The sequence below is a fragment of the Vibrio sp. D3 genome, from assembly GCF_043995865.1.
GTDB classification, from domain to species: domain Bacteria; phylum Pseudomonadota; class Gammaproteobacteria; order Enterobacterales; family Vibrionaceae; genus Vibrio; species Vibrio diabolicus.
This window is the reverse complement of record NZ_CP171886.1, coordinates 348,006-373,795: the sequence shown is the minus strand read 5'-3', so window position 1 is coordinate 373,795 and position 25,790 is coordinate 348,006. Positions and strand designations below refer to the sequence as shown.

At 45.0% G+C, this 25,790-nt stretch carries 26 protein-coding genes and 1 pseudogene; 18 read left to right on the top strand and 9 right to left on the bottom strand.

Annotation, left to right across the window (positions count from 1 at the left end; translation table 11 throughout):
* Positions 1-128: 128 nt before the first annotated feature.
* On the bottom strand, positions 129-608 hold the full coding sequence (locus ACHFJ9_RS01650) for an aminoacyl-tRNA deacylase (protein WP_006742302.1): 480 nt from the start codon (positions 606-608) through the stop codon (positions 129-131).
* A 157-nt stretch (positions 609-765) separates the two neighbouring features.
* Between ACHFJ9_RS01650 and ACHFJ9_RS01645 the strand changes: the two genes are divergently transcribed.
* From ACHFJ9_RS01645 to ACHFJ9_RS01630, 4 genes are all read left to right on the top strand, one after another.
* The gene (locus ACHFJ9_RS01645) at positions 766-2,307 is read left to right on the top strand and encodes a glutamate synthase-related protein (protein ID WP_395354938.1); all 1,542 of its coding nucleotides are present in this window, start codon (positions 766-768) and stop codon (positions 2,305-2,307) included.
* A 185-nt stretch (positions 2,308-2,492) separates the two neighbouring features.
* Positions 2,493-4,664: a catalase/peroxidase HPI gene (katG, locus tag ACHFJ9_RS01640; RefSeq protein WP_395354936.1), complete on the top strand. Its 2,172-nt coding sequence runs from the start codon at positions 2,493-2,495 to the stop codon at positions 4,662-4,664.
* A gap of 177 nt (positions 4,665-4,841) precedes the next feature.
* Positions 4,842-5,294, top strand: a complete 453-nt coding sequence (locus tag ACHFJ9_RS01635) for an antitoxin Xre/MbcA/ParS toxin-binding domain-containing protein (RefSeq protein WP_006742299.1) — start codon at positions 4,842-4,844, stop codon at positions 5,292-5,294.
* 1 nt (position 5,295) lies between these two features.
* Positions 5,296-5,766 carry an RES family NAD+ phosphorylase gene (locus tag ACHFJ9_RS01630; protein ID WP_005376497.1) on the top strand — a complete coding sequence of 157 codons (471 nt, stop codon included), beginning with the start codon at positions 5,296-5,298 and terminating at the stop codon, positions 5,764-5,766.
* Between the two features lie 80 nt (positions 5,767-5,846).
* Here the strand turns inward: ACHFJ9_RS01630 and ACHFJ9_RS01625 are convergent, their stop codons facing one another.
* A complete protein-coding gene (locus ACHFJ9_RS01625; RefSeq protein ID WP_395354933.1) occupies positions 5,847-7,697 on the bottom strand; it encodes an acyltransferase family protein in 1,851 nt (616 codons plus the stop codon).
* A 241-nt stretch (positions 7,698-7,938) separates the two neighbouring features.
* Between ACHFJ9_RS01625 and ACHFJ9_RS01620 the strand changes: the two genes are divergently transcribed.
* Positions 7,939-8,214, top strand: a complete 276-nt coding sequence (locus tag ACHFJ9_RS01620; RefSeq protein ID WP_005498697.1) for a nitrogenase-stabilizing/protective protein NifW — start codon at positions 7,939-7,941, stop codon at positions 8,212-8,214.
* Positions 8,215-8,333: 119 nt separating this feature from the next.
* Here the strand turns inward: ACHFJ9_RS01620 and ACHFJ9_RS01615 are convergent, their stop codons facing one another.
* Both ACHFJ9_RS01615 and gloA read right to left on the bottom strand, forming a co-directional pair.
* Positions 8,334-9,434 (bottom strand): alkene reductase, encoded by a 1,101-nt coding sequence (locus ACHFJ9_RS01615; protein ID WP_395354931.1) that lies wholly within the window; start codon positions 9,432-9,434, stop codon positions 8,334-8,336.
* Positions 9,435-9,445: 11 nt separating this feature from the next.
* Entirely contained in the window at positions 9,446-9,832 is a 387-nt protein-coding gene (gene gloA, locus ACHFJ9_RS01610; protein WP_046876039.1) for a lactoylglutathione lyase, read from the bottom strand.
* 211 nt (positions 9,833-10,043) lie between these two features.
* Here gloA and ACHFJ9_RS01605 point away from each other — a divergent pair, with 211 nt between their 5' ends.
* Together ACHFJ9_RS01605 and ACHFJ9_RS01600 are read left to right on the top strand one after the other, a co-directional pair.
* On the top strand, positions 10,044-10,472 hold the full coding sequence (locus tag ACHFJ9_RS01605) for a PaaI family thioesterase (protein WP_395354928.1): 429 nt from the start codon (positions 10,044-10,046) through the stop codon (positions 10,470-10,472).
* 26 nt (positions 10,473-10,498) lie between these two features.
* Complete coding sequence (locus ACHFJ9_RS01600) at positions 10,499-10,888, top strand: MazG nucleotide pyrophosphohydrolase domain-containing protein (RefSeq protein WP_395354926.1); 390 nt, start codon at positions 10,499-10,501, stop codon at positions 10,886-10,888.
* A gap of 45 nt (positions 10,889-10,933) precedes the next feature.
* Here ACHFJ9_RS01600 and ACHFJ9_RS01595 read toward each other — a convergent pair whose 3' ends face one another.
* On the bottom strand, positions 10,934-11,809 hold the full coding sequence (locus ACHFJ9_RS01595) for a universal stress protein (RefSeq protein WP_395354924.1): 876 nt from the start codon (positions 11,807-11,809) through the stop codon (positions 10,934-10,936).
* A gap of 212 nt (positions 11,810-12,021) precedes the next feature.
* Between ACHFJ9_RS01595 and ACHFJ9_RS01590 the strand changes: the two genes are divergently transcribed.
* The 7 genes from ACHFJ9_RS01590 to def all read left to right on the top strand — a co-directional run bounded on the left by ACHFJ9_RS01590 (position 12,022) and on the right by def (position 17,949).
* On the top strand, positions 12,022-13,368 hold the full coding sequence (locus ACHFJ9_RS01590) for a magnesium transporter (protein WP_395354922.1): 1,347 nt from the start codon (positions 12,022-12,024) through the stop codon (positions 13,366-13,368).
* Between the two features lie 272 nt (positions 13,369-13,640).
* Entirely contained in the window at positions 13,641-14,177 is a 537-nt protein-coding gene (locus ACHFJ9_RS01585; RefSeq protein WP_180769412.1) for an AAA family ATPase, read from the top strand.
* A gap of 113 nt (positions 14,178-14,290) precedes the next feature.
* Positions 14,291-15,736, top strand: coding sequence for an N-acylglucosamine 2-epimerase (locus ACHFJ9_RS01580; RefSeq protein WP_395354920.1), 1,446 nt, complete (start codon positions 14,291-14,293; stop codon positions 15,734-15,736).
* Positions 15,737-15,836: 100 nt separating this feature from the next.
* Positions 15,837-16,088 carry a DUF2999 family protein gene (locus tag ACHFJ9_RS01575; protein WP_005395194.1) on the top strand — a complete coding sequence of 84 codons (252 nt, stop codon included), beginning with the start codon at positions 15,837-15,839 and terminating at the stop codon, positions 16,086-16,088.
* A 314-nt stretch (positions 16,089-16,402) separates the two neighbouring features.
* The gene (locus ACHFJ9_RS01570; protein WP_395354917.1) at positions 16,403-16,732 is read left to right on the top strand and encodes a YceK/YidQ family lipoprotein; all 330 of its coding nucleotides are present in this window, start codon (positions 16,403-16,405) and stop codon (positions 16,730-16,732) included.
* Positions 16,733-16,763: 31 nt separating this feature from the next.
* Positions 16,764-17,222 (top strand): ABZJ_00895 family protein, encoded by a 459-nt coding sequence (locus tag ACHFJ9_RS01565; protein WP_029817912.1) that lies wholly within the window; start codon positions 16,764-16,766, stop codon positions 17,220-17,222.
* Positions 17,223-17,442: 220 nt separating this feature from the next.
* Positions 17,443-17,949, top strand: a complete 507-nt coding sequence (gene def, locus ACHFJ9_RS01560) for a peptide deformylase (protein ID WP_395354915.1) — start codon at positions 17,443-17,445, stop codon at positions 17,947-17,949.
* 64 nt (positions 17,950-18,013) lie between these two features.
* On the opposite strand, the gene ACHFJ9_RS01555 is transcribed toward def, so the two are convergent.
* On the bottom strand, positions 18,014-18,421 hold the full coding sequence (locus ACHFJ9_RS01555) for a helix-turn-helix domain-containing protein (protein ID WP_024701298.1): 408 nt from the start codon (positions 18,419-18,421) through the stop codon (positions 18,014-18,016).
* Positions 18,422-18,506: 85 nt separating this feature from the next.
* On the opposite strand from ACHFJ9_RS01555, the pseudogene ACHFJ9_RS01550 reads away from it, so the two are divergent.
* From ACHFJ9_RS01550 to ACHFJ9_RS01535, 4 genes and pseudogenes are all read left to right on the top strand, one after another.
* Positions 18,507-19,009 (top strand): annotated as a pseudogene (locus ACHFJ9_RS01550) (DUF2938 domain-containing protein).
* 233 nt (positions 19,010-19,242) lie between these two features.
* Positions 19,243-20,271 carry a phospholipase A gene (locus tag ACHFJ9_RS01545; RefSeq protein ID WP_006742284.1) on the top strand — a complete coding sequence of 343 codons (1,029 nt, stop codon included), beginning with the start codon at positions 19,243-19,245 and terminating at the stop codon, positions 20,269-20,271.
* Positions 20,272-20,365: 94 nt separating this feature from the next.
* The gene (locus ACHFJ9_RS01540; RefSeq protein ID WP_395354912.1) at positions 20,366-20,824 is read left to right on the top strand and encodes an exoribonuclease R; all 459 of its coding nucleotides are present in this window, start codon (positions 20,366-20,368) and stop codon (positions 20,822-20,824) included.
* A gap of 333 nt (positions 20,825-21,157) precedes the next feature.
* A complete protein-coding gene (locus ACHFJ9_RS01535; protein WP_282156611.1) occupies positions 21,158-22,162 on the top strand; it encodes a metal-dependent hydrolase in 1,005 nt (334 codons plus the stop codon).
* A gap of 40 nt (positions 22,163-22,202) precedes the next feature.
* Here ACHFJ9_RS01535 and ACHFJ9_RS01530 read toward each other — a convergent pair whose 3' ends face one another.
* The 3 genes from ACHFJ9_RS01530 to ACHFJ9_RS01520 all read right to left on the bottom strand — a co-directional run bounded on the left by ACHFJ9_RS01530 (position 22,203) and on the right by ACHFJ9_RS01520 (position 25,648).
* Entirely contained in the window at positions 22,203-22,595 is a 393-nt protein-coding gene (locus ACHFJ9_RS01530) for a hypothetical protein (protein ID WP_395354910.1), read from the bottom strand.
* Between the two features lie 504 nt (positions 22,596-23,099).
* The gene (locus ACHFJ9_RS01525; RefSeq protein ID WP_258678015.1) at positions 23,100-24,860 is read right to left on the bottom strand and encodes an ABC transporter ATP-binding protein/permease; all 1,761 of its coding nucleotides are present in this window, start codon (positions 24,858-24,860) and stop codon (positions 23,100-23,102) included.
* A 173-nt stretch (positions 24,861-25,033) separates the two neighbouring features.
* Positions 25,034-25,648, bottom strand: a complete 615-nt coding sequence (locus ACHFJ9_RS01520; RefSeq protein ID WP_193447266.1) for a PolC-type DNA polymerase III — start codon at positions 25,646-25,648, stop codon at positions 25,034-25,036.
* Between the last annotated feature and the right edge of the window lie 142 nt (positions 25,649-25,790).

Here is a 25,790-nt window from a genome sequence, read left to right as displayed (position 1 = left end):
GGTTTCTATGCGTTCTAAATTGCGGATTACTAAAAGCCGAGAAGCTTCCGACATGCACCGCCAATAGAAAAAGAAAGGCTCTTTTTGAAAGAGCCTTTTTCACGAAATGTCGACAGATTTTTGGAAGTTTAATGCAGAACTTCACTGCTGAATCTTAAGTATTTGCAGTCGTTCATTAGCTCTTTAAATGCCTTTCTATCTAGCTTAATCAGAGTTTCATGATCGCCGGCTTCAAGATAGACATGTTCCAAGTTTGCTAATCTTTCATCACAAACGGTCGACATGTGGTAAGGACTACCAATCGGTGGAATTGCGCCGTGCTCACAATCAGTGAAGAGTCGGTAAACCATACGCTCTTTCACCAAGTGGAAAGTAGCGTTAAATTCATCGTTTAATCTCGACAAACTGATTTTGTTGTTGGCAGGTAAGACTGCCATCATATGATGCCCTTCATGATCCTCAAGAATGACGCCTTTTGCGATATTCATTAAAGGCACACCTGCGGCAACACCACTTTGTAGCGAGCTATGACTGTGGCTGTGATTCACGGTTTGAAAGTGAATGTTATGCTCAGTCAAATATTCATCTAATCGGGTTGCAATCGTCATATAGCCTCCACGTGTATGAGACCCATAAAGAGTATAGGTGAGGCAAGCGACAATCGCGTATTTTACTCTGGTTTCGCTGACGCTCTTTCCGCTCCTGTTCTACGCTTATTGCAAGCCAGCGAGAAAGCGTGGTTAACAATAATAAACAGGGGGCAACATGAGCAAGCCAATCATCGCAGATAATAAGCCGATTAAAGTGAATCTAACCGAAGGGCAAGAATATTACTTTTGCCGATGTGGACGTTCTAAAAATCAACCTTATTGCGATGGGTCGCATTCGGGAACAGGCTTAAAGCCAATGAGCTTTACTGCGGAAAAAGATGAAGAAGCGTATCTCTGCCAGTGCAAGCATACCTCTAATGCCCCATTTTGTGATGGAACACATAAGCGTTTTTCTGCTGAGCAAGTCGGCAAAGAAGGCCCTGAGAAAAAACGAGAGAAAAGTGACAAACCGACTGCGTCTGCTACTCAAGAAGAACCAACCCTAGAGTTTATCCACCAATTAGCGAGAGAAGGGCTCTCTAAACTCGGTCATCATGGTCCGATGGCTGCAATGGGGGTTCCTAGGCATTTGCTACCACATTGGGATGCTATACAAATCATGGTGGCGCAAATGGCGACACAACCGTTGTTGGAAGACGTTCCCGTATCAACTGAGTTGATTGTAGGGCCAAACGCGCGTAAGCCGCTCAAACTTGCTATCCCTTTATTGGTATCGGACATGAGTTTTGGCGCACTTTCGGAAGAGGCGAAAATTGCGCTAGCAAAAGGTGCTGAGTTGGCAGGGACTGGGATTTGCTCCGGTGAAGGGGGGATGTTACCTGAAGAACAAGCTGCAAATTCGCGGTATTTCTATGAGCTTGCCAGTGCTCAGTTTGGCTACGATGAATCTAAGCTTCTTAATGTTCAGGCTTTTCATTTTAAAGGTGGGCAGGGCGCCAAAACAGGCACGGGAGGTCATCTTCCAGCAAATAAAAATGTGGGTAAGATCTCTCAGGTGAGAGGTATCCCCGAAGGGCAACCAGCGATCTCACCGCCAACATTTAAAGATCTTCATACTACTCACGATTTCAGAAAGTTTGCTGACAGAGTCCGTGGCATCACGGGCGGCATTCCAATTGGCTTTAAACTCAGTGCAAACCATATTGAGCAAGACATACAATTTGCGCTCGATGCGGGTGCCGATTACATCATCTTAGATGGTCGCGGTGGTGGCACGGGCGCGGCGCCAACTATGTTCCGTGATCATATTAGCGTGCCAACCATTCCTGCGTTAGCTCGTGCGCGTAAGTACTTAGATGAAAAAGGCGCAAGTGACCGCGTCACATTAATCATCACTGGTGGGTTGCGAGTTCCTATGGATTTTGTCAAAGCGTTGGCACTTGGTGCAGACGGAGTGGCGATAGCAAACAGTGCGATGCAATCGATCGGTTGCGTCGCGGCCAGGATTTGTAACACCAATAATTGCCCTGCGGGGATCGCAACGCAAAATGCCGATTTGAGGCAGCGTCTCGATATCGAAAAATCATCTCAGCAACTGAAAAATTTCTTCGAATCCTCGGTCGAGCTCATGCAAGTTATGGCAAGGGCATGTGGTCACCACGCTCTGAATGAATTTAGTCATCATGATTTAGCGACCTGGGATCACAACATGGCGAGGCTGTCTGGAATCAAGTATTCAGGTATGGACTTAAACTGATCTCTATCCATATTTTCTGCATATAGGTACATGTTTGATAACAATTATTTATTAGCCGAGATATGGAAATTTTGACTTGGCGTTAACTAAAAATTCAGTGTATGAACTACGCTGTTTGAGGTGGATATTCGATTTATTGAATAACAAAGAGTGGTTACCACAACCACGATACGAAGGAGCATTATATGAGCAACACAAACGGCGGTTCGGTAGGTAAATGTCCAGTTATGCATGGTGGGCAAACATCTACAGATAAGTCGGTGATGGATTGGTGGCCGAATGCCTTAAACTTAGACATCCTGCATCAACACGACTCCAAAACCAACCCATTTGGCCAGGACTTTAATTACAAAGAAGAACTGAAAAAGCTAGATGTCGAAGCACTTAAAAAAGACTTAAAAGAGTTAATGACTGATAGCCAAGACTGGTGGCCTGCCGACTGGGGACATTACGGCGGTTTAATGATCCGAATGGCATGGCACGCAGCGGGTAGTTATCGTATCGCGGATGGACGTGGCGGCGCTGCGACAGGCAACCAGCGTTTTGCTCCTCTCAACTCTTGGCCAGATAACGCAAACCTCGATAAGGCTCGCCGCCTTTTATGGCCCATCAAGAAAAAATATGGCAACAAATTAAGTTGGGCCGATCTGATTGTCCTTGCCGGTAACATGGCGTATGAATCCATGGGCTTTAAGACCTTTGGTTTTGGCTTTGGGCGAGAAGACATTTGGCATCCCGAAAAAGACACCTACTGGGGTTCCGAGCAAGAATGGTTAGCCACAAGTGACGCTGATAACAGCCGCTACTCTGGTGAGCGAGATTTAGAAAATCCACTTGCCGCAGTAATGATGGGGCTGATCTACGTGAACCCAGAAGGGGTGGACGGGAACCCTGATCCTCTCAAAACAGCACATGACATGCGTGTGACCTTTGCGCGAATGGCAATGAACGATGAAGAAACTGTCGCGCTCACAGCGGGTGGTCACACGGTCGGTAAGTGTCATGGTAATGGTGATGCCGCAAACCTTGGTCCAGAGCCCGAAGCCGCAGACGTGCATGAACAAGGTCTTGGCTGGATTAACCATAAAACACGTGGCATTGGCCGTGACGCGGTAACGAGCGGTATTGAAGGTGCTTGGACGACACACCCTACACAATGGGACTACGGATACTTCCACCTACTATTTAAGTACGATTGGGAACTGAAGAAAAGCCCAGCAGGTGCGTGGCAGTGGGAGCCAATCGACATTGAAGAAGAAGACAAGCCTGTCGATGTTGAAGACGGCTCTAAGCGCTACAATCCAATCATGACTGACGCCGATATGGCGCTCAAAATGGACCCTGAATATCGAAATATTGCAGAAAAGTTCCAAAATGACCCAGCGTACTTTGATGACGTTTTTGCTCGTGCCTGGTTTAAGTTGACACACCGCGATCTAGGACCACAATCATGTTATTTCGGCCCTGATGTGCCAAGCGAAGATCTTATTTGGCAGGACCCAACGCCTGCAGGTAAGACAGACTACGATGTTGATTTAGTGAAAACAAAAATCGAAGCAAGTGGCCTATCCATTAGTGAGCTAGTAAGTACGGCGTGGGATAGTGCGCGTACTTACCGTGGCTCTGACCGCCGAGGTGGCGCAAATGGTGCGAGAATTCGTTTGGCTCCGCAAAAAGATTGGCAAGGAAACGAGCCAGAGCGTCTAAGTCGTGTTCTTGCTGTGCTAGAAAAAATAGCAGCAGAAGAGGGCTGTAGTGTTGCGGACGCTATCGTGCTTGCTGGTAACGTAGGTATTGAACTGGCTGCGCGTGCCGCAGGTCATGATGTTTCCGTACCATTCGCGCCAGGCCGAGGTGATGCCACCCAAGAGATGACGGATGTTGAATCATTCGAAGTTCTTGAGCCTGTTGCTGACGGTTTCCGAAATTGGTTGAAGAAAGACTACGCGGTTAAGCCGGAAGAGTTGTTGCTCGACCGAGCGCAGCTTATGGGTTTGACAGCACCAGAAATGACGGTACTCATCGGTGGTATGCGCGTTTTAGGCAGTAACTACGGCGGTGGAAAAGAGGGCGTATTTACTGACCGAGTAGGCACTTTGTCGAATGATTTCTTCGTGAACCTTACTGACATGGCATATACGTGGAAACCTGTGAGTGCTAATCAATATGAAATCCGTGATCGTAAAACCGACGCTGTGAAGTGGACGGCAACCCGTGTGGATCTTGTCTTTGGTTCAAACTCGATTCTACGTTCATACGCAGAAGTGTATGCGCAAGATGATAATCAGGAAAAATTCATCCACGACTTCATCGCTGCATGGACGAAAGTCATGAACGCCGACCGTTTTGACTTGTAATAAGTGAAACGATGCAAATCGGTAGATGCGTAAACAAAGTTGATGAATAAGTAAGAGAGGCGGGCGCAAAGCTCGCCTTTTTCTTTACCTGTCTTTTTACTTTGATTGTTACTTTGATTGAAAGTTAAGCTCATTTGAGCCATAATGACTAGACCATGTGAACCATAGGAGCTTGATATGGCAACTGCAGCATTAAAAAGTTTTAAGCCGAAACAATCTCATAAAGCCAATTTCTGGCTTATGTTAGGTATTGAAGATGCTGAAACGGGTCGTATTGATGCGGTTCACAAAGGCTTTGAGCCCAAGGTATACCGGAACATTGTTGATCGAGTAAAGCTTTCTCAAAGTGAATTCCAACATGTGACACTGATTCCTGTTAGTACAATTAAGCGTCGTCTTAAAAATGATGAGCGTTTTAATACTCAAGAGAGTGATGCAATCTATCGATTAGCGATGTTATTGAAACTCGCGACAGAGTTGTTTGACGACGAAGAGCGCGCGTTAAAATGGATGAGAGAAAATGTATACGGCTTGGGTGGCAAAAGGCCGCTAGACATGGTCTCGACCACGGTGGATTTTGAAATCGTAAAAGATTTGATCGGCCGTTTAGAGCACGGGGTGTTCTCGTAATATGAAACTCTATCGTCTCACACAAAAGAAATTCGCTGACACGCCATTCAGCCCCGTTGGCGCAAAGTTATTTGGAGGGCGATGGAACTCAAAAGGAACCGAAGCCCTCTACTTCTCTGAATCGGAATCCCTTTGCTCGTTGGAAGTGTTTGTTCACGTAAATAACGATCCAGCTATCACCAAACTGTACGATTTATATCGTATTGAAATGCCAGAATACCTCATCGCCACCTTAGATGAAGAAGATCTTCCAGTGACGTGGCGAGCAATACCGGCGAGCGAGTCTACGCAGTACATTGGTGACCAGTTTCTCAATGACCCTCATCCCGAGTTTGCCGCACTGCAAGTGCCTTCAACTATTTCACCTCGTGATAAAAACTACGTGGTGAATCCAAATCATCCCAAAATGAAAGAGATCATCAAGAAAGCCGAAAAGCTCGATTTCGCGTTTGATCCACGTATTTTCAAATAAACGCGCTGGCTTTCTCTCGCTTTAAAATATTCAGCGCTTACCTGAGATAAGCGCTGAAGCATAAAAGTTTATTCTCTTGGTTATTGTCGGTCGTAAGTGAACTGCTGAGCTTCATTCGTACTGCTGTGGTAATGCCCAAGCACCAACTCAGCACCTTTGTAAGATAAATGGCTGTCGTCGGTATACATGGCGTTGTTCGCACCAACTTTCATTCGACATACACCATTTCTGCAAATGGCCTCGGTCAAGTCGACAAACTCAACATGCTCAAATTGCTCAAAGTAGTTCACTAACTTCGCCACGTTTTGAGGGTGATGTTGTTTAGGAGAAAAATCGCAGGCGGACTCTTCCGTCTCGCCAAACAAACGCGCTTTCCAAAGGCATTCTCCTACCGCAAAAGGTGCAGAAGGCGTTGGGCCGAAAACGACCACTTCTTTCCCTTCCAGTTCATTCAACAATCCAGTTAATGATGCCTCATAATCGGCTTGTGAAAGCTCTTTATTGAAATTAGAAGAGATAACGACGCGACGAATAGAAGGGGTACGCAAAATGGTATCGACTGCCTGTTTGAAGAACTGTCGGCAAGAAATTGATCCAGCATCTTTGATGATGTCGACATAACCGACTGCACAGGAATCTTGAGTAAGTTGCACCACGCCAGTTGGTGTTACTTCGGACAGACGCTTCACGTACACCATGCTGTGACTATTGCCTAACACAGCGATGGTGGGCTGCGGCGCAGACGAGCACACATCGTTAACGTCAGTGTTGCCGTTGCAATTTAAACCGTAACCGTTGTTCACGCGCATGGCCTCGAAAAATGCGCTTCTTTCTGGAAAACCACCGTTTTGATGACCGATAACGCCGAACGTTAGCAAGGGCAACGTCAACAACACAATAACCGCGGACACAGTGCGCATGCTCATGGCTTTTCGGCTACGGAACGGCTTTTCAATAAAGCGCCAAGTGAAGTAAGAAAGTACAAACAGAGTGACAACGTAAAGTGGGATATTGACGTCTTGTGTTGCGTCCAACACGTAGCGGTAAAAGACAAATAATGGAATGTGCCACAAGTATAAGCTGTAGCTGATTAAGCCGACGAACACGACCCATTTTAGGCTCAGTAATTTACCGCAGACATTGTCTTTAGAGGCAAACAAAATCACTAACGCGCTACCGATGACTGGCACCAGCAAAGTGATACCCGCGCCATCTTGCGATTTTTCAAACAAAAGTGCAGAGGCCAATATCAAAACGATGCCAATGGTTGCCAGCGTATCGTTGGATTGAACTTGGGTTTTTCTCATTACTAATGCGAGTAATGAACCGGTTGCCAGTTCCCAAGCACGAGAGAAGATCATGTAGAAGGCGAAATCAGGATCGTTGCTCGCATAGACAATAGTCATCAAACTCAGCGCAAATACCGCGATGAAAAAAGTCAGATAAAACGCGTTTTTGCCACGAGCGAGTAGCATGAGTAGCAAAGGAATGACAATGTAGTATTGTTCTTCAACGCCCAAGCTCCAGGTGTGAAATAGCGGATTGGTTTGATCTTCTAAACCGAAGTAATTGTGGCCTTTTAAATACAGAAGAATGTTGGATGAAGAAAGAATAGAAGACACTGCGAACTGACCAACGTCTTTGTGTGCTTGTGGCAAAAATAGCCACCAAGACATCAAATAGCTGACGGCAATCACCACCAGTAGCAGGGGAAGTATGCGGCGAATGCGTCGCTCATAAAAATCACCGAGGCTAAACTTCTGGTTTTCCAAATCGTTAATCACGATGGTGGTGATCAAATAGCCGCTGATAACAAAAAACACGTCGACGCCAATAAAGCCACCAGCGAACTGCTCAACACCTGCATGAAACAAAATCACCAACGTGACAGCAATCGCCCTTAATCCGTCTACTTCCGCTCTGTAAGTCATATCGTGTCCCTCCAACATTCCGTTTAACGAAGTAGAGCAAAATATGAACCAGAAATAATGTTGCTTTAAATCAGGGCCTTAAAGTGATTATCAAAATGAAAAGGCTGGGGGAAATAGCGAATTCCCAAATTGAATTTCAATATGGAAATCCCAGAAAGAGTGATGTTAAGAAGCGCCAAATCAAAGAACGTAAAGCGCTAGGCTCTTAGACTTCATTGAAAATGATAACGCTAAAGAAACGATGACAGAGAATACGATTCAGGAAAAAATTGCCAGCTTTACTTGTATCGAAGAAGCGTTGGATTACTTCGAAATCGAGTTTGATAGCCGATTTATCGAAAACAACCGAACCGAGTTGGTTAAGAGATTTAATGGCTATTTAATCCTCACTAAGCCAGATGATTGGTTTTCAGGCCGCCGCGCACTGAAAAATGCCTACTGTAAAGTACAACGCAGTTTACTAAGTAAAACGACGCGCTCTGCGTGCCGAGGTTGTACATCTTGTCAAAGACGTTAACCCTTGGTGGCTTGCCTAAAAAAGAACCCTGCATCTTGGTGTCACAGGGGGAAGAGCAAGGTTCTTTTGGTTTCGCTACTGGCTTGTCGCGAGTTGCGAATCAGCTTTACGCAGATGAATTAACCCGAGTGATACGCAGGGTAGTCCACTAAGCCTTTTTCATCGCCGCCGAACAATGTGGCAGGGTCATGTTCTACCAGCGGATAGCCGTGCTTGATGCGGCTTGGTAAGTCTGGGTTTGCAACAAACGGACGACCAAAACCGATCATGTCGGCTAAACCACTTTCAATCGCGTGTTGCGCCTTTTCTGCGTTGTAACGACCGGCATAGATCAGTTTGCCTTTATACGCCTCACGAACTGCGGTTTTAAAGTCGTGCGGAGCGTCTGGCGCGTCGTCCCAATCCACTTCTGCAATGTGAATGTAAACCACATTGAGTTTATCAAGTAGCGCAGCAGCAGCGGTGTAGGTGTCGACAGGTGTGCTATCAACGGTGCCGTTTAACGAAGTGAATGGTGCAAGGCGAACACCAACACGCTCTGCGCCAATGGCTTGCGTCATCGCTTCGACCACTTCACCAAGAAAACGCAGACGGTTTTCAATTGAGCCGCCGTATTCATCGGTGCGGTTGTTCGCTTCAGAATCGATAAATTGGTTAACCAAGTAGCCATTTGCTGCGTGAAGTTCGACACCATCAAACCCAGCTTCTATCGCGTTTAATGCGGCTTGGCGGTATTCTTCAATAACATTCTTGATGTCTTGTTTGGTCATTTCACGTGGCTCAACCACGTCGACAAAGCCAGGTTCGTCTGTGCCATTGTCGATAAATACTTTCACGTTTTCTGCTTTAAGCGCAGAAGAAGAAATAGGTTGCTCGCCGCCGATGTTGTCAGGATGAGTCACACGACCAACGTGCCATAATTGCGCGAAGATAACGCCGCCTTTCTCGTGCACTGCATCAGTTACTTTTTTCCAGCCAGCAATTTGCTCTGGGCTATAAATACCCGGTGTCCACGCGTAGCCTTGACCCATTGGTGAAATTTGCGTGCCTTCAGCAACGATTAATCCCGCTTCGGCGCGTTGAGCGTAGTAGGTCGCCATCATGTCGTTGGCAACATTACCCGGTTGAGAGGCTCGAGAGCGCGTCATCGGAGGCATAACGATGCGGTTTTTTAATGAGAGAGAGCCAAGTTGAATCGGTTGAAATAATGCATCTGTCATAGGAAACCTCGTTATTGTTTAGTTTGAATCAGTTCGATTGGGTAGCCGTCGGGATCTTTAATGAAGGCGATGTGCGTTTCTCCTCCTTTCATTGGACCGGGTTCGCGAGTGACGTTACCACCAAGCGCTTTGATTTTTTCGCAAGCTGCGTAAATGTCTTCACACCCAAGCGCCATGTGTCCGAATGCGTTACCTAAGTCGTAACTGCCGGTATCCCAGTTATAAGTTAGCTCGATGGTCGCGCCATTTGGTTGATCAGGGTTACCAACAAACACCAGTGAGTAACGGTATTCTTGGTTTTCAAAACGATCCAAAACGCTCATTCCCAGAACGTTTGTATAAAATTCGATAGATTTGTCTAGGTCAACAACACGGATCATCGTGTGGAGAAACTTCATAAGTCGCCTTTCATAACGTTGCGTAATCACGATGCAAACCTTATCGCCACTCTAAACAAACTGGAAATTATCGTTAATTATGAAAATGATTATTTAACGTTATGGACAATGAGGTTGTTGGTCCTACAACGTGCAAACAAAGATTACTCGCCGTTTCTTTTTAATAATTGGCATATGCTAATTACTCCTTTTTACAAGCCGAGTACTTAACATGTCCGCAAATAGTCACTTTCATTCTACTCACGAATCTCATTATCAATGTGCGGTTTGTTCTTCCATCGATGCGAATCCGAACTCTTTGGCTGTGAACTACCAGTGCCTAGCCGATGGTTCTGTTGTCGGAGAGTTTCACGTTTTACCGCGTCATCAAGGTTACACAGACCTGTTGCATGGTGGCATTGCGAGTTCGCTGCTCGATGGTGCAATGACGCACTGTTTGTTATTTAGAGACATTCAAGCCCTTACCGCGCAGTTGGATGTGCGCTACCATGCACCTATTGAGCTAGATGAGCACGTCACGATTACTGCACACTGTGAAGGTGAACGCCGCGGTATATATCAATTGGTGGCTAAACTGCTGGTCAATAATGAAGTTAGAGTGACGGCAAAAGGGAAGTTTATTCGTCCTAAAGAGGCGTAAATAAAAACTCGTTCTACGGAGAGATAATGAAGAAATTTGATGAGCTGTACGCAATTGCGACGAGAAAATCTCAATATGACCAAACCAACACTTGGTTTAAAGGCGTAGAGACTTATCTGGAGGCCATTGGCAAAGAAGTCGATGAAGTCCGAGAAGAGATTCGTGAGGACCGCCTTTGTCATTTGGAAGACGAGTTAGGCGATGTGTTGTGGAACTATCTTAACGTATTAAAAGCGTTGGAAAGAGAAAAGGGCATAGATCCTGAGAAAGTACTCGAAAGAGCCTGCACTAAGTACGAGCAGCGTGTATCTGCGATTGAATCGGGACGCAGTTGGGATGAGGTTAAACAGCAGCAGAAACAAGCCTTGGACGCGGAACATGAAGCCGCGCAGTTAGAGACCATGAAGAGCCAATAACTGCGCGAGATATTATTTAAGATGCGGCGGAATGGGGAAGCCTGATCAATCCTTCGTGCTATTGACCAACAGCAGGTCACAAGGAGGTTGATCAAGTAACGTGTCTACAGTGCTGCCAGACCAAAATTGGGATGACATGCTTCGTTTACACGCGCCCATAATCAGAATTGCCGCTTGTGATTGCTTAACTGCTTTTGGTAACGCTGTTTCAGGGTTTCCTTCTGGCAGCAGTAGTGGTACTCGTGTTAACTTTTGCGCAGTAATAAAGTCCGTAATGCCTGCTTTTTGGTTGCTCAAAATCTCTGCACGATAGCGAGACAGATAAGGCGCAACGTAGCGGCAGTAAACTAACGTCATTTTTCCGCCCAAGGTTTTTTCTAGCTTTGAGCCTCGCGATACGATGGCTTTATCTACGACTGATTTTGCATCTCCGCGATGAAGCGGATCTATCGCGCAAAGCATGTTGGCGTGAGAAGGCCATGAACGCTCACTTAATAGCAATAAATCACAATCGTTTTTTGCTAGCTCGGTGAGTAAGGTTTGAATGTCGTGCTTGTTAAAATGCCCCACGAGCAGTAAATCTGTGTGGTCGACAAGCCGTTTCGCGACTTGAGCAATCCAATGACTCCCTTTGAAATGCTCGTAAGAGAGTGTTGGCGTTTCAACTTCCTCTTCTTCACAAAGTTCGATAACGAAGTCTTTAAATTTTGATGTCCAAGCTTCAAACTCAGCTTGTCTCTTTTCTATATGGTCAGAGTTGAAACTAAGGAAATGCGCGAATGCGTGATCTTCACTCCGGCGGTGATCTTCCACCAATACCACGATGGGGTGAGCCAGCGCTGTCGCAAACTGAATCACTTTACGAAGTACCTTACGACTTGGTAAGGCGGCTTGCTGAGTCAGAAAAAATACTGGTGCCATTGATTACTCCATTATCAAACGAGGCAAATGCGCCTAATGCACACTAAAAGTTTATACCATCCCCTTATGCAAAGACGTTCTGTTTCTGCGAGCAAAATATAAATTCCGCAATTGTGCGCGCCATTGCCTAGAATTTTAACATCAGGATCTCATGCCTTTAGATAATAGACATCGTGTTGACACTAACGTGATGCCCAAGGAAATCGGTGACAATGATGATAGATTCCAGCCAATTACAGATTAATCGCAAAGTGCCTCATTTGCTTGCCGAGATCATTAAAGCGATAGAGTCGACCGAAGACCTCAGTTTTTTGAAAGACTATCAGGAAGCGCAAATCGCGAACATTTTGGAGTCGGTCAACATTGCTTATCGTAAACGCGTGATAGAAGCAGTGCCGCCAGAGAAGTACTGGACGGTATTAAATTTGCTGCGATACGACACCGCCAAGCACATTCATCAATCACTCAACAAAGAGCTGCAACATGAACGCTTAGCGTACATCACGGATTCGGAACTTATCATCTTTGCAGACTTTCTACCGACCGAGTTTGTGGATGAGTACCTTATCGACCAAAGTGAAGAGTCGGTCGCGCACATTCAACAAGCGCTGTCGTATGAAGATAACAAAGTGGGGCGATATGCTGAGCCGCATTTTTTAGTCGCAAATCCTAAAAACAGCGTAGGAGGCATCAAAACCGAGTTGTTAAAACGCGGACAAAGCCCGGTGCGATTGATCATCGTGCGCGATGTCGGAGGCGTTATTGGGACGATAGAACCTCAAATCCTGTTGCTGCATGAGAACCATACCAAACTCACAGACTTGACCGTAGTCACGCCAATTCTGGAAGATATCCAAACGATTCAAAGCGTCAGTAAACAGGTCTCGATTGATGGTGGAGCGTATTGGTTTCCTATCATGGCTGGTGGCAAAATTATGGGCGTTTTGTCGATGGCGACCATCGCGATTACCTTGCGTGAACTCAGCCTACAAGCTGTAGTGGCAGAAAACGTACGAAGCGAAGAAGATTTGTTCACACCATTAACTGTGGCGACAAGGCTAAGAGCACTTTGGTTGGTGATTAACTTGCTGACCGCTTTTGTTGCCTCTGCCATCATTGGTATTTTTGATAATGTGGTCGAGCAAGTCGTTGCGCTTGCTATCTTAATGCCCGTTGTGGCGAGTATGGGCGGCATCGCAGGTAGCCAAACCTTAGCGGTGGCCATTCGGGGTATCGCATTGAACCACTTGCACCAAAGTAACTTGAAGCTATTGGTGAATAAGGAATTAAAAATCGCCACCATTAATGGCTTGATCATGGGATTAGTCATCGCGGGGGTCGTCTACATGGTGTTTGACTCTTGGCCATTGGCGCTTATTATCTGTTGTGCAATTTTTCTCAATAGTCTGGCGGCTGCGGCATCGGGTACGTTGATACCATTCACGTTGAAGAAGTTTAACATTGACCCCGCCGTGGCTGGCTCGGTAGTATTAACAACCGTTACCGATGTCGTCGGTTTCTTTGCGTTCTTAGGCTTAGGTGCCATCTTCTTGATATAGAAAGCCAATTGACGCGTTAACCTGATGATCCAATCTCTCCATTTCCCAACCCAATATTTTGGGCAAGTTTGGTTCGCTCAAAATTCCTCCGTTTTTCATAAACGCTGAACACGCCGTTTAAGCTTTCATTTCATCAATATTTTTCACTGCTCATTTCTATCCCAAAACTTTCCACTGCCTATCTCGATTAACGCTGGTGTGCCAAATGCCATGCCAATTTTCTTGGCCGTACACGCATTACTTCACTCAAACAAAAAAATAAGGAAAAGATTTTGAACAAACTCATCGTATTCACTGGTGGTCCCGGTGCAGGAAAAACCTCGGTTATCGAACAACTAAAAATACAAGGCTTTATCTGTGCGCCGGAAACTGGTCGTCACGTGATACAAACGCAGGTTGCGAATCACGGTTCAGCATTACCTTGGAATGACAAACAAGCCTTTCGAGATGAAATGACAAAAGAAGAAGTGAGCAACTACCGATCTTTCAATGTCCGCCAAGGGGACGTATTTTTTGATCGCAGTATTGTGGATGTATATGGCTACAGCAAGTTGGAACAACTGCCAATCTCGGATGAGCTCATCACGCATTGCCAAACGCTTCGTTATCATTCTCAAGTATTCATTTTTCCACCGTGGGCATCGATATTCAGCAACGATGAAGAGCGAAAGCAAGATTTTTCTGAAGCGGTCGCCACATATCAACAGATGGTCAACGCTTATCACAAGTTTGGGTATCAATTGATCGAAGTGCCCAAAATGTCAGTCGAAGACAGAGTGGCGTTTATTCTCGGCTCAGTCATCGAATAAGGCAGACAGATGAATAATGCAAACAAATGCTTAAGGCGATTGTGACTACGACGACAATATGCGTAAAGGGAGTTATTTATACTGGATAAAATTCAATAACTTAATTGAGTATTATGTCTTTTAAATATCTTACCTTATTGCTCGCAACGACGAGCATGAACAGCTTTGCTGATGTGGACCTGCCTTCTGGGGATGATTGGTTAAACCATGTGACAAATGGCCTAGCGCCATATTGGATGATGGAAAGTGCGCATGGGCAACCTGCGGGGAATTTTCCGACATTTCGTTGTGATAACGGTGTCATTCTCGACCCACAAAAGCCGTGTGAAGAATTAAACAAAGGGTGGATTAGCCCGCACTTCGATCGCGAATACACACGCATGAAATCGCGTCAAACTTACGCTTATGGCGTGCTTTTTCATCTTACGGGTGACAAACAAGCATTAGAGCTAGCCAAGAAAGGGGCTTATTACCTGATTGATCATCTACAAGATGAGAAAAACGGTGGCTTCGTGAGCTTTACGCGTAGTGGAAAACCGGGGATGGAGTGGCAACAGCGAACTTCTCAAGACCAAGCTTACGCCTTGGTGGGCTTGGCGATGTACTACTACTTGACGCAAGATCCAAAGGTTGAACAAGCACTTATCGACCAGCAAGCGTTTATATTTAAACAATACCGACGAAGCGATGATCGCGGTCTGGCGTGGGTTTTGAAAGATGGTGATGGGGAAAGTGAGAAGCAGCAAGAGTTAGTCGCTCAACTTGACCAAATTAATGGCTATCTGTTGCTAACGGCGCCACTTTTACCAGAGCCAGCGCAAGCCAAGTGGAAGCAAGATCTGCAATGGCTGACGCAAGTGATGCTGGATAACTACCACTCCGACAAAGAGCAGCGCTTTTATGGCGCGATACACCACAAAGCGGTAATGATGCCAGATGCGAAACACAATGATTTTGGACACACCATCAAAGCGTATTGGATGACGTATCTCACTGGTCAGTGGTTGGAGAATTCCAATTGGACAGAGTTTGGTTTCAAAGGAATGAAACACACGCTTAAACAAGCGCAATACCAGCAAAACTTTGAGCAAGTCAAAGCGCTCTTCTCTCCAGAATGGCAGGGTAAATGGACGCAAGAGAGCATTCTTGCTTGGCAATCAAGACCGCACAAGCACTATAGCTCGTCTTGGGAATGGGCAGAACTCGATCAAGCGGCGATGACGGTTTCTCTTGTTGATGGTTCGATGAAAGAAACGCTTCAATACACGTTACCCACCTTTATGGACGTGTGGGTGGATCATCAGTACGGAGGTGTTGGTCTGAATCCTAAATCAACCAAAGCGTTCCATTGGGGAAATGGTTACCACCAGTTTGAACATGCGTTGGTCGGGTATTTGTACGCGCAACAAATGGCAAAACAGCCTGCTAAGCTTTACTACGCGCGACCAGCCGAGAGTAAAATGCCACTTAATCCATATTACTTTAACGCGGATATAAAAGCGTTCTCATCGCAAAGTGATGGAGTCACTACCGCAACGTTCACCAATATTCGACCATAACTTGGTCGATGGTGGAGTGGTGGTTAAAGTCTGCGTGCAAACTAACAAAACCCAATGGTAAACTGCGGGTCTGTTTTAAATAGTATTTAAAGGTAATTTGATGAACCCGATTCTTGCGATGTTGAAAGAAAACAATATTAGCGACGAGCAAATCAACGAGCTATTTCAGGCGTTAACTCAAAACCCTCTGGCTGCAATGGCAACTATCAGCCAACTAGGTCTGCCACAAGATCAGCTTCAAGCGTTAATGGCGCAGGTAATGCAAAATCCTGTACTGATTAAAGAAGCAGTGGAAGAGCTAGGCCTAGACTTCTCCAAAGTAGTAGAAGCCAAAGCGAAGCTACAGCAGTAATCGAGTTTTCGATAAAAACAAAAGCCGCCAGAGCCAAATGGTTCTGGCGGCTTTTTTACATCAGATGAAAGGTACGCGACTCCAACGGGAAAGCGAATAGGTTGAGCTTAACTTGGTGCTTGCATAAAAAATTAAGTGCGATTCTAGTCACGTCGCATGAACTCACGGGTGCTATTGGAAATAAATGAATTGTTTCTAATACATAGAACGTATTAACATGGTTGCACTAGGCCCATATGAGTAAATTCATTGAATATACAATTTGAGAGAGGGTTTAGTTTTAAAAAATAATAGTTAGTTGGAATCTAGGTTAAATGAAAATAAATATATTTAAAAAGCTACAAGTTGTATTTCTTGTGGTGTCAGCATCTTTAATGGTGGGGTGTTCGTCTATAGATGCGCATGCTGGTGGCGGATACGGAAAGCCGTTTTCAGGCACAGCGTTATCAGTCGCACGACAACCTTGCTATTTAAGAGCTGATATTACTTCCATCGCGTTATATCCACTTTCATTGATTGACATCCCTTTGTCGTTAGCAACGGACGTTGTGTTTCTTCCTGTTGATTTAGTCATGGTAGCTACACCCACAACGAGTTATGGCGGCGTTGTTTCTCTAGGTTGTGCAAGCGGCAGCATGATCTAAAGTCTGATTTTATTGAAATAAATGGAAGGAAATGAAAGTGGAATCGAAAAATAATTACTCAACAGAAAACAACGCTCCCTCGGTGCTCTTTGTAACGTCGCTTTTGTGTTTGGCATCAGTTTGTTTGGCCATACTGCTATTTATTATTGAGTACATTTCTGGCATGGAAATGAACGGTGTCGGCTTTCTTGGGACGTTAATACCAGCGATGAGTGTAGGATATTATTTTGGCTATAAAACAGGGAATATAATGCCTTCGACAACGAGATGGTATTCAGTGCTGCTTTGGAATTTATCGAGCTTAGTGGTGTTTTCTCTCATCTTAATGTTTTTGGGCATCTCTATATTTGAACTGATAGCGGAACTAGGCTGGTTCAGTATTATTATCGTTGTATTAACGTTAATAACCGTTTGTCTCGGGTACTTTATTTTCAAGAGTGGTGAAAAAATGGCGATTAAGGTTTTGCTAAAAGCGCAAAAGAGTGCGTAACTCACAAATAACGAACGCTTAAAGATAGATACGTAAAAAAGACGCCAGCCATATCGTGCTGGCGTTATTGTTTTCTCTTTCTTTTTGCCTCTTTGGTCTCAAGCAAAATCGAATGTTTTAGACGAAACGGTCTTTCCACGAAAACTCAACATGTTTATGTCTGCCGAAACGTGTGTATAATTCGCCGGAAATTACGATTTACAGATAACGAAAGGTAAGTATGGCAGTCCTCGAAATTCTCTCCATTCCAGACCCAAGGCTTAAAGTAAAAGCAGAAAAAGTCACTGACGTATCGACAGTACAAACGTTGATCGACGATATGCTAGAAACACTTTACGCAACGGGCAATGGCATCGGTTTAGCTTCAACCCAAGTGGGCAGAAAAGAGGCGGTTGTTGTCATCGATATCTCTGACGAACGCAATGATCCTTTAATCTTGGTCAACCCAGAAGTGGTGAGCGGAGAAAACAAAGCACTTGGTCAAGAAGGGTGCCTATCTGTTCCCGAATACTACGCCGATGTAGAGCGTTACACATCAGTTGTTGTGTCTGCATTGGACCGTGATGGTAACCCGATGACAATCGAGAGCGATGAGTTCTTGGCGATTGTGATGCAGCACGAAATTGATCACCTATCTGGTAACTTGTTCATTGATTACCTTTCACCGTTAAAGCAAAAAATGGCGATGAAAAAAGTGAAGAAGTACGTAAAATCGCAAGCTAAGTAATATGAAAGGGAGTAACTCACAACCGCGAGTTACTTCCTTTTAAATCAAGAATAAGTAGAGTGCTTTATCTCGGTTTTTTGGGGACATAACGCTTTACGACCTTCATAAGCCTCTGAAATGAAGAGCAGTCCATATGTGATTCATGAGGGCAGGAGGCAACATGGTTTAGGCTGTCTCGCACCGCTTTCAAACGTGTTATTTGCTCATCAATCTCAAGCGCCTTTTTCGCCAGTAAGTCACGATCAATGTATGGTTTTGAACCTTCTGAGTGATTCAACATTTCCGCCATTTCGTTAAGTGATATTCCAGCGATACGCCCTAAACTAATTAAGTTGAGTTTATTGAGTACCTCTGGCGAATATTGACGTCTCAATCCATTCCTTCCTATTGAGCGAATTAACCCCAATTGTTCGTAGTATCTGAGCGTTGAGGTCGGCAATCCTGACTTTTTAACCACTTCTGCAATATCCATACTATTCCTCATTGACTTCAAGTCGGCTTTAAGTTGTAGCATGCAACTAAGACCTTAACAAATCAAAAACTTGAGGAGTGAAAAAATGCTGTTTTTAATAGGATTACAAGCGGCGCTAATAGGGATTGGTGCGACTTTGATAATGGATTTATGGGCTTGGCTACAAAGGAGAGTGTTTGGTATTCCCTCACTAAACTATGCATTGGTTGCGCGCTGGGTTTTGTATATGCCCAAAGGAAAGCTTATGCATGCGCCAATTATGGCAACAGACCCGATGTCGGGAGAAAAAGCACTCGGTTGGTTTTTGCACTATGCCATTGGTGTTGTTTTCGCTTTGGCTCACATTGCTGCTTTGGGCATCATTGGTTGGTAGAGCCTAGTCTAGTGCCCGGCTTAGCCACTGGTGTGGTCACGTTGGTGTTCCCATTTTTTGTCATTCAACCTTGTCTAGGGTTTGGTTTTGCTGCCAGTAAAACCCCAACACCTTGGAAAGCCCGTTTTCTTAGCACATTGGCGCATTTGGCTTATGGCTTGGGTTTATTCATAGCCGGGTTTGCAATCAAAGTGGCGAGCCAGTATTTTGCATAGGGAATATGAGCATCATGCAAACGAGTCTTTTTTTATTTTTATTTATGATGCTCAACTCTTGGTCGTTTTTGGCGCGTTGCTTATAGTGGGCCGATATGTTTGAGGTCTGTCGTATTTATCCAAGACGTAAAGTCGGCGAACATTTAACATTGCCTTAACGCCAGAATGGCAAGCGGTTTACCAAGAAAAATTAAAATTATCTGGTTTGACATAAAGAATATTAAGGGTTTCAGATGGCTTCAAAAGTGGCAGGGATATCAATACTGAGCTTATTGGCAGCGCCAGTTGCGATGGGAGAAACAGCCAGTGCTTATGATTTATGTTTGCTAGACAAAATCAAGCAAAGCAAAGGTGAGGAAACCATAAAGAGCATTCGCGCGCAGTGTGAGCTTGATGCAGTAACAAGTACAGTGCCCGCAGATCCAGAAATTGAAGAACCTGAGGAGCTTCAGGAAAGCTTGGTCGACAAGCGTTTGGAGTCAGAACGAGAAAACGCCTTTGAACCATTTAGTTTGGTGGCGCATCGTGTTAACTACATCTTGCCGTTCACTTACAGTGATCGCGTAAATAAGCGTGCTTATGCGGACACTAAGTACGGGGATGAGCTGCGTAAGGAAGAAGCGGAGTTCCAAATTAGTTTTAAAGTGCCAATGAACTACGACGATTTGTTGTTTGATGGGGATGGTTTGTTCTTTGGTATGACGCTCAAGTCATTTTGGCAAGTGTATACAGGAGCCGCATCGCGTCCATTTCGTGAAACCAATTATCGTCCTGAGCTTTTTTATTATACCCCGACAGACTGGAAGCCACTTGATGGTTCGACTTGGTTAGGTTTTGGTATTGAGCATGAGTCGAATGGGCAGAGACAAGAGTTATCGCGCAGTTGGAATCGTGTTTACGCCAACTTAACCTTTGCGAAAGACAATTTTGCGGTTTCTCTTCAACCGTGGTGGCGTATACCTGAGGATGAAAAAACATCTCCGAATGATCCTAAAGGTGATGATAACCCGGATATCGAAGATTACATGGGGCACTTTGAGCTATCGAGTGCGTACAAATGGAATGGTTATGAGTTTACCTTCTTAGGCCGCCAGAACTTCCAAACGCATAAAGGCTTTGCCGAATTAGGGGTGTCATTTCCGATCTGGGGCAAACTTCAGGGATACGCACAGTACTCGACGGGGTATGGTAAGAGCTTGATTGACTATGATCATAATCAGCAGCGTATTGGTGTTGGTATTGCGATCAACGGTGTTCTGTAGTTTTTCGGTAGCCCAATAGAAATAAACGCTGGCAATTGAGATTTCAGTATTTAGAATGCGTGGCTGAAATTGATTTCCAACCTAGAGTGATTTTATGCTTCGTGATTACACCTTCGATTGTCTTGTAACCATGCCTCGTCATGAACTGGAAGAGTTTAGTGCTCGCATGATCAGTAAAATGGTGCCTGAAGACGTGATGAATGAGCTATTTACTTTCGATCAAGAAGAAGTGGATAGCGAAGACCGTATGTTGTCTGCACGTCTTGATGCCATCTTACGCATGACAGCAATCGCACTGAGCGAAATTCAACAAGCGTTTGATGACTCAGACAATGCGAAGCAAAATAGCGAGCGAATGACGCGACTGGTTCTTTGGCATTTCTATGCGATTTCATTCCATTTGGAAGAGGCGATCACGTTAGAAACACACTGTGCACTAGTGGAAAAGCTACTCGAAAATACACCTTCGGATGTTTTTGATTGGGTAAAAACATTGACGGAACTTCTGCACACTTACGCTGAAATCAACGCGAAAGAAAACCCTCAAGACTAAGGTTTTTGTCGTTAATCCTTCAGTAAACAAGGCGAGCCATCCGGTTCGCCTTGTTTTATTTTTGCATCTGTAAAATCCGCAGTTTTGTACTTTTGACGTACACCACAAGCCTCGCTTTAGGTTCGCTTCTCACTAGCGAATAGGGCGATTCCTTCTTACACTAAAATCAAAGTGTTTGTTTTCGAACACTTTAATGCGTCATTAAGGTGTGTCTTCCAATCCACTTAAATACGGATAATTTATGTCGGAGAACGTTCTGGTTTTTAAATTTGAGCCTATTTTGAAGCGTATATGCCTTCTATCTCGGCTACATTTTCGTTGCGGGCGTAAATAATGGACCCGTTAACGCAAGGTTTACTTGGCGCTGCTTTGCCACAGTCTGCAAGTAACAAGCGGCACATTGTGGCTGCTGGCGTGTTAGGCGTGGTTTCAGGGATGGCGCCGGATTTGGACGTACTTATCCGTTCATCAACTGACCCATTGCTGTTTTTGGAATATCACCGACACTTTACCCATTCATTGTTGTTTATCCCTTTTGGCAGCTTTCTCTGTGCTTTAGTGTTGTATCCGTTGTTTGCAAAAAGACGAGGGCTAAACTTCCGACAGAGTTGGTTTTATTGTGCCCTTGGTTATAGCACCCATGCGCTGTTAGATGCTTGCACCAGCTATGGGACTCAGCTTTTTTGGCCGATAAGCAACACACGCTATGCTTGGAACACAATCTCGGTTATCGACCCCGCTTTCACATTTCCTATTTTGATCCTGCTTTTGTTTGCCGCACTGAAGCGAAATCGAAATTACGCGCGTGTCGCATTTCTATGGTCTCTGGCTTATCTGACTCTTGGGGTTATTCAACGAGATAGAGCAGAAGCGGCCGGGTGGAAAATCGTCCAAGAGCGACAGCACAGTGCTGTGCAGCTAAAAGCAAAACCAACCTTCGGCAATCTTTTGGTCTGGAAAGTGATTTATGAAACGGAAGATAACTACTATGTGGATGCAGTAAGAGTGGGGCGCTCAATAAAAATCTATCCTGGTGAATCCACACCAAAGCTCAATGTGAAAACACAATTTCCATGGCTCGACCCGCAATCGCAACAAGCGAAAGATATTGAACGTTTCCGCTGGTTTTCAAATGGTTTTGTAGTGCAAGACCCGGATGACGAAATGCGAATTGTTGATGTGCGTTACTCCATCGTGCCAAACCAAATTAATGCGCTGTGGGGCATCAATCTATCCCCAAAAGCCAGCGCGGATGAACACGTCGAATACACTGCTCATCGAGGTAGTACAGCGGAAGACCGCCAAACTTTTCTCAATATGCTTACAGATTTTGAGTGATGGTTTTACTTTGGATACCGATGCGGTGCCGTAATAACTATTACGCGGACTGAAAGTCCTTCACTAGGGTCGGCTTGCTGGCGAAGAAAATTTTGCCAAACAGGGACTTGTACTTCCAGCCAAGAGACAACAGTCGTTTTGCTAAGTTCTTGTTTTCAATGATAGCGACTTCAACGCCTTGGTAATGATATGGATGGCTTTTAATGTAGTCGATAAATGCAGTAAGCACACCTTGCCCGCGAACGGAGGGCACGAAGTTGACTGCAACAATGGAAAAGCGCTGACTGCCAACAGGGCAACGGACAAAGCAGTGTCCAAGCGGATGAGTGATGGTCTCGGAAAACTCAGGAAACGCGCGAGACTCTAGTTCTTGAGAAAGCGCATCGTATTGCTGACATAAATGATAAAAAAGTTGTTTCGCTTCACTGTTCATCTCGGTGCCGCTTACTTATAACTTGGTTTAAAGGCTTTGATTTCAAAAACATTGTAACCATAGGCAGCAAGATAAAATGCGGTGAACTTTTACAGTGGTAATTTCCTATTTTTGAAAGCTAACTTGTTACAAATGAAGTTAATTGGATTTTATATGGTACTTGGGGATGAGTGTTTCTAGTTGAAGGGAGAGTACGCTGGTTACTGGATTCTTACCTGAGTTCCTGTATTAAAACGAGAACCACTTGGTTTAATGCCGCTCGTTTAACTACGAGTGGCATCTTTTTGTATTTCGTTATCTTGTACAGCGGCGAAGGTGCGTGATATAGGATCTTCTATCCTAGCTCTTTATGGTCAAAATTGTCTCTTTAACCACTCCTCAGCACGTTGCTATTAGATTCCTAGTCTCGCCAAGGCTCGCTGGAATGACACAAAAACATCGTTAAGCTATTGGCATTAAATCACTTGGTCCGTTTTTGCTTATTCTTGAGGGCTTAACTAGGCGTTACTCTAAGTGCTTAAATTGTAACGCCACGAGTCGCTGATACAACTCACAGCTTTGCATTAATGATTGGTGGTTACCAACATCGACTAACTCACCATTGTCCAGCACCGCTATTTTATCCGCATGTTGGATAGTCGAAAGGCGATGAGCAATGATAAGTGTTGTGCGTCCTTTCATCAGTGCTTCAAGTGCTTGCTGAACGTGATGTTCACTTTCACTATCAAGGGCGCTGGTAGCTTCGTCTAGTAGTAAGATTTTTGGATCTTTTAGAATCGCGCGGGCAATCGCAATGCGCTGCTTTTGACCACCTGATAGTCTAACGCCGCGCTCGCCTAAAAAGCTGTGATAGCCTTCGGGAAGCTTCTCAATAAACTCATGGGCATGGGCTTTTTTGGCGGCTTCGATGACTTGTTCATCTGTAGCTTCTGGATTGCCGTAACGAATATTGTGAAACACATCATGGCTAAACAGCGCTGGCTGTTGTGGTACGAGTGCCATTTGGCGTCGAAGCTCTTTTGGGTCGAACTGTCGAATATCTTCGCCACCAAACAACACTTGCCCCTGTTGTGGGTCATAAAAGCGTTGCAGCAATTCGAATAGTGTTGTTTTACCTGCACCAGAAGGGCCAACCAACGCCAATACTTTGCCTTGTTCTGCGGTTAGATTTAATTCTTTGATAGCTGGTTGATTTGGGCGAGAAGGGTAGTTGAAACTCACCGAATTAAAGTTAACCTCAGCAGGCATGTCGGGACGGACAGGCAAATAGTTGCTTGGCGCTTTAATATCGCTGTCTACTTGAAGGATCTCAATCAGTCGCTCGGTAGCGCCTGCGGCCCTTTGCAGTTCACCCATCACTTCAGAAATGGTTGCAGTCGATGAGGCAACCATAATGGCATAAAACACAAACGCTGCTAGGTCTCCCGCAGACATCTTTCCGTGAATCACATCGCTGCCGCCAACCCAAAGCATGCCTGCAATTGCGCTGAACACAATCACAATAACGCCTGATATCAGGATTGCGCGTTGTTTTACTCTCTGTCTGCCCACTTCATACGCTTTTTCCACCTCGACAGCGAAAGCCGCTCGTTCGTACGGCTCTGAGCTAAAACTTTGCACGGTTTTAATATGTTCTATCGCTTCACCTGCGTAGCTGCCGACATCGGCCATTGAGTCTTGACTTTGGCGAGAGAGCGAACGCACGCGTCGTCCATAAAACAAAATCGGAACGAGAACCAAAGGCACAGAAGCAAGCACAATCAGCGTGAGCTTAACGTTGGTAGCGAATAACATAATGATGGCACCAAAGCACATCAAAGCGCTACGCATCGCCATTGAGAACGATGAACCGATAATGCTTTGCAGCAACGTGGTATCGGTAGTTAGGCGCGACATAATATCGCCGCTACTGTTGGTCTCAAAATAGCTCGGATGCAGCGTAATCACATGGTTAAACACTGAAAGGCGAATATCCGCACTGACGCGCTCACCTACGGAAGAGACAAGGTAAAAGCGAAAGAAGGTCCCAATGGCAATACACAATGTGACACCGACAATAAACTGAATCGCATTGGTAAGCTCTTGCAATGATTGCTGAGCAAAGCCTTGGTCGATAAGAATACGTACTCCATAGCCAACGGATAACGTCAAACTTGCTGTCGCGACAAGGGCAACCAAAGCCGCCGCAACCCGCCATTTATAAGGTGCAATAAAGGTGTTGAGTTTAAGAAGAATGCTGAGATTTTTGTTATTTTTTCTGCTCATGAGTGGCTCACAAAGCGTTTTAGGTAACTGGCATAGTAAGCCAGTTTTGTAGGGGAGACCAGCGAACTGCCGCTTTCGGAGTAGGAAGTTCACTGGGATGCACAATATCTTATGTATATCGAAACTTGCTTAAATGTCTAAGAGTCAAAAATGAACTTTGAGTGAGGAGGGAGTTAAGCACGGCTTTTGGCGAGTAGCAGGTCGACCTTTCCTTTTGCTGTTTTACTAACCGTTTGCATCAACTGAAAACTTGGCTTAACGATACCTGAGTTTTCTAATCCTTCGACCATTAAGAGCCAAAGCTTGGCCGTCATTTGCGCATCGGCTAGTGCGCGGTGAAAAACACCGTCGTTGTCGATATTTTTATAGCGAACAAGTTCTCCTAGTTTGTGCGATGGGGCATCTTGAATGAGCCGTCTTGCCACCAGTAAGGAGCAAGCAAACTCACCTGAATAACCACAGTTGATTCGCTCAAGTTCTGCATCTAAAAATCGTTTATCGAATGAAGCGTTATGAGCGATAAGGTTCTCGCCAGCAATGAACTCACTAAATGACGCCATTACCTCTTCGCAGCTTGGTGCCGATCGCAACATATTGTTGGTAATGCCGGTGTAGTTCTCAATGAAAGAACTCACTCTGAAACCGGGATTCATGAGTTGCTGAAAACTATCGACAACCTCGCCATCGACTAACTTTACCGCACCAATTTCTATTGCGCGATCACCTAAAGTAGGAGAGAGACCTGTGGTTTCAAAGTCGAGTACGACCACAGAGTTTGCTTGAGGCATAAAATTTTCCAGCTGAGTATTATTGCGCAAGAGTATTATCGAAAGTGACAGAAAAAGAAAGGCGAACCAATTGGTATATCTTTGTCGATGTAGATTCCAAAAAATCGACTCTACGTAATCAATATGAGAGTTTTATAACACG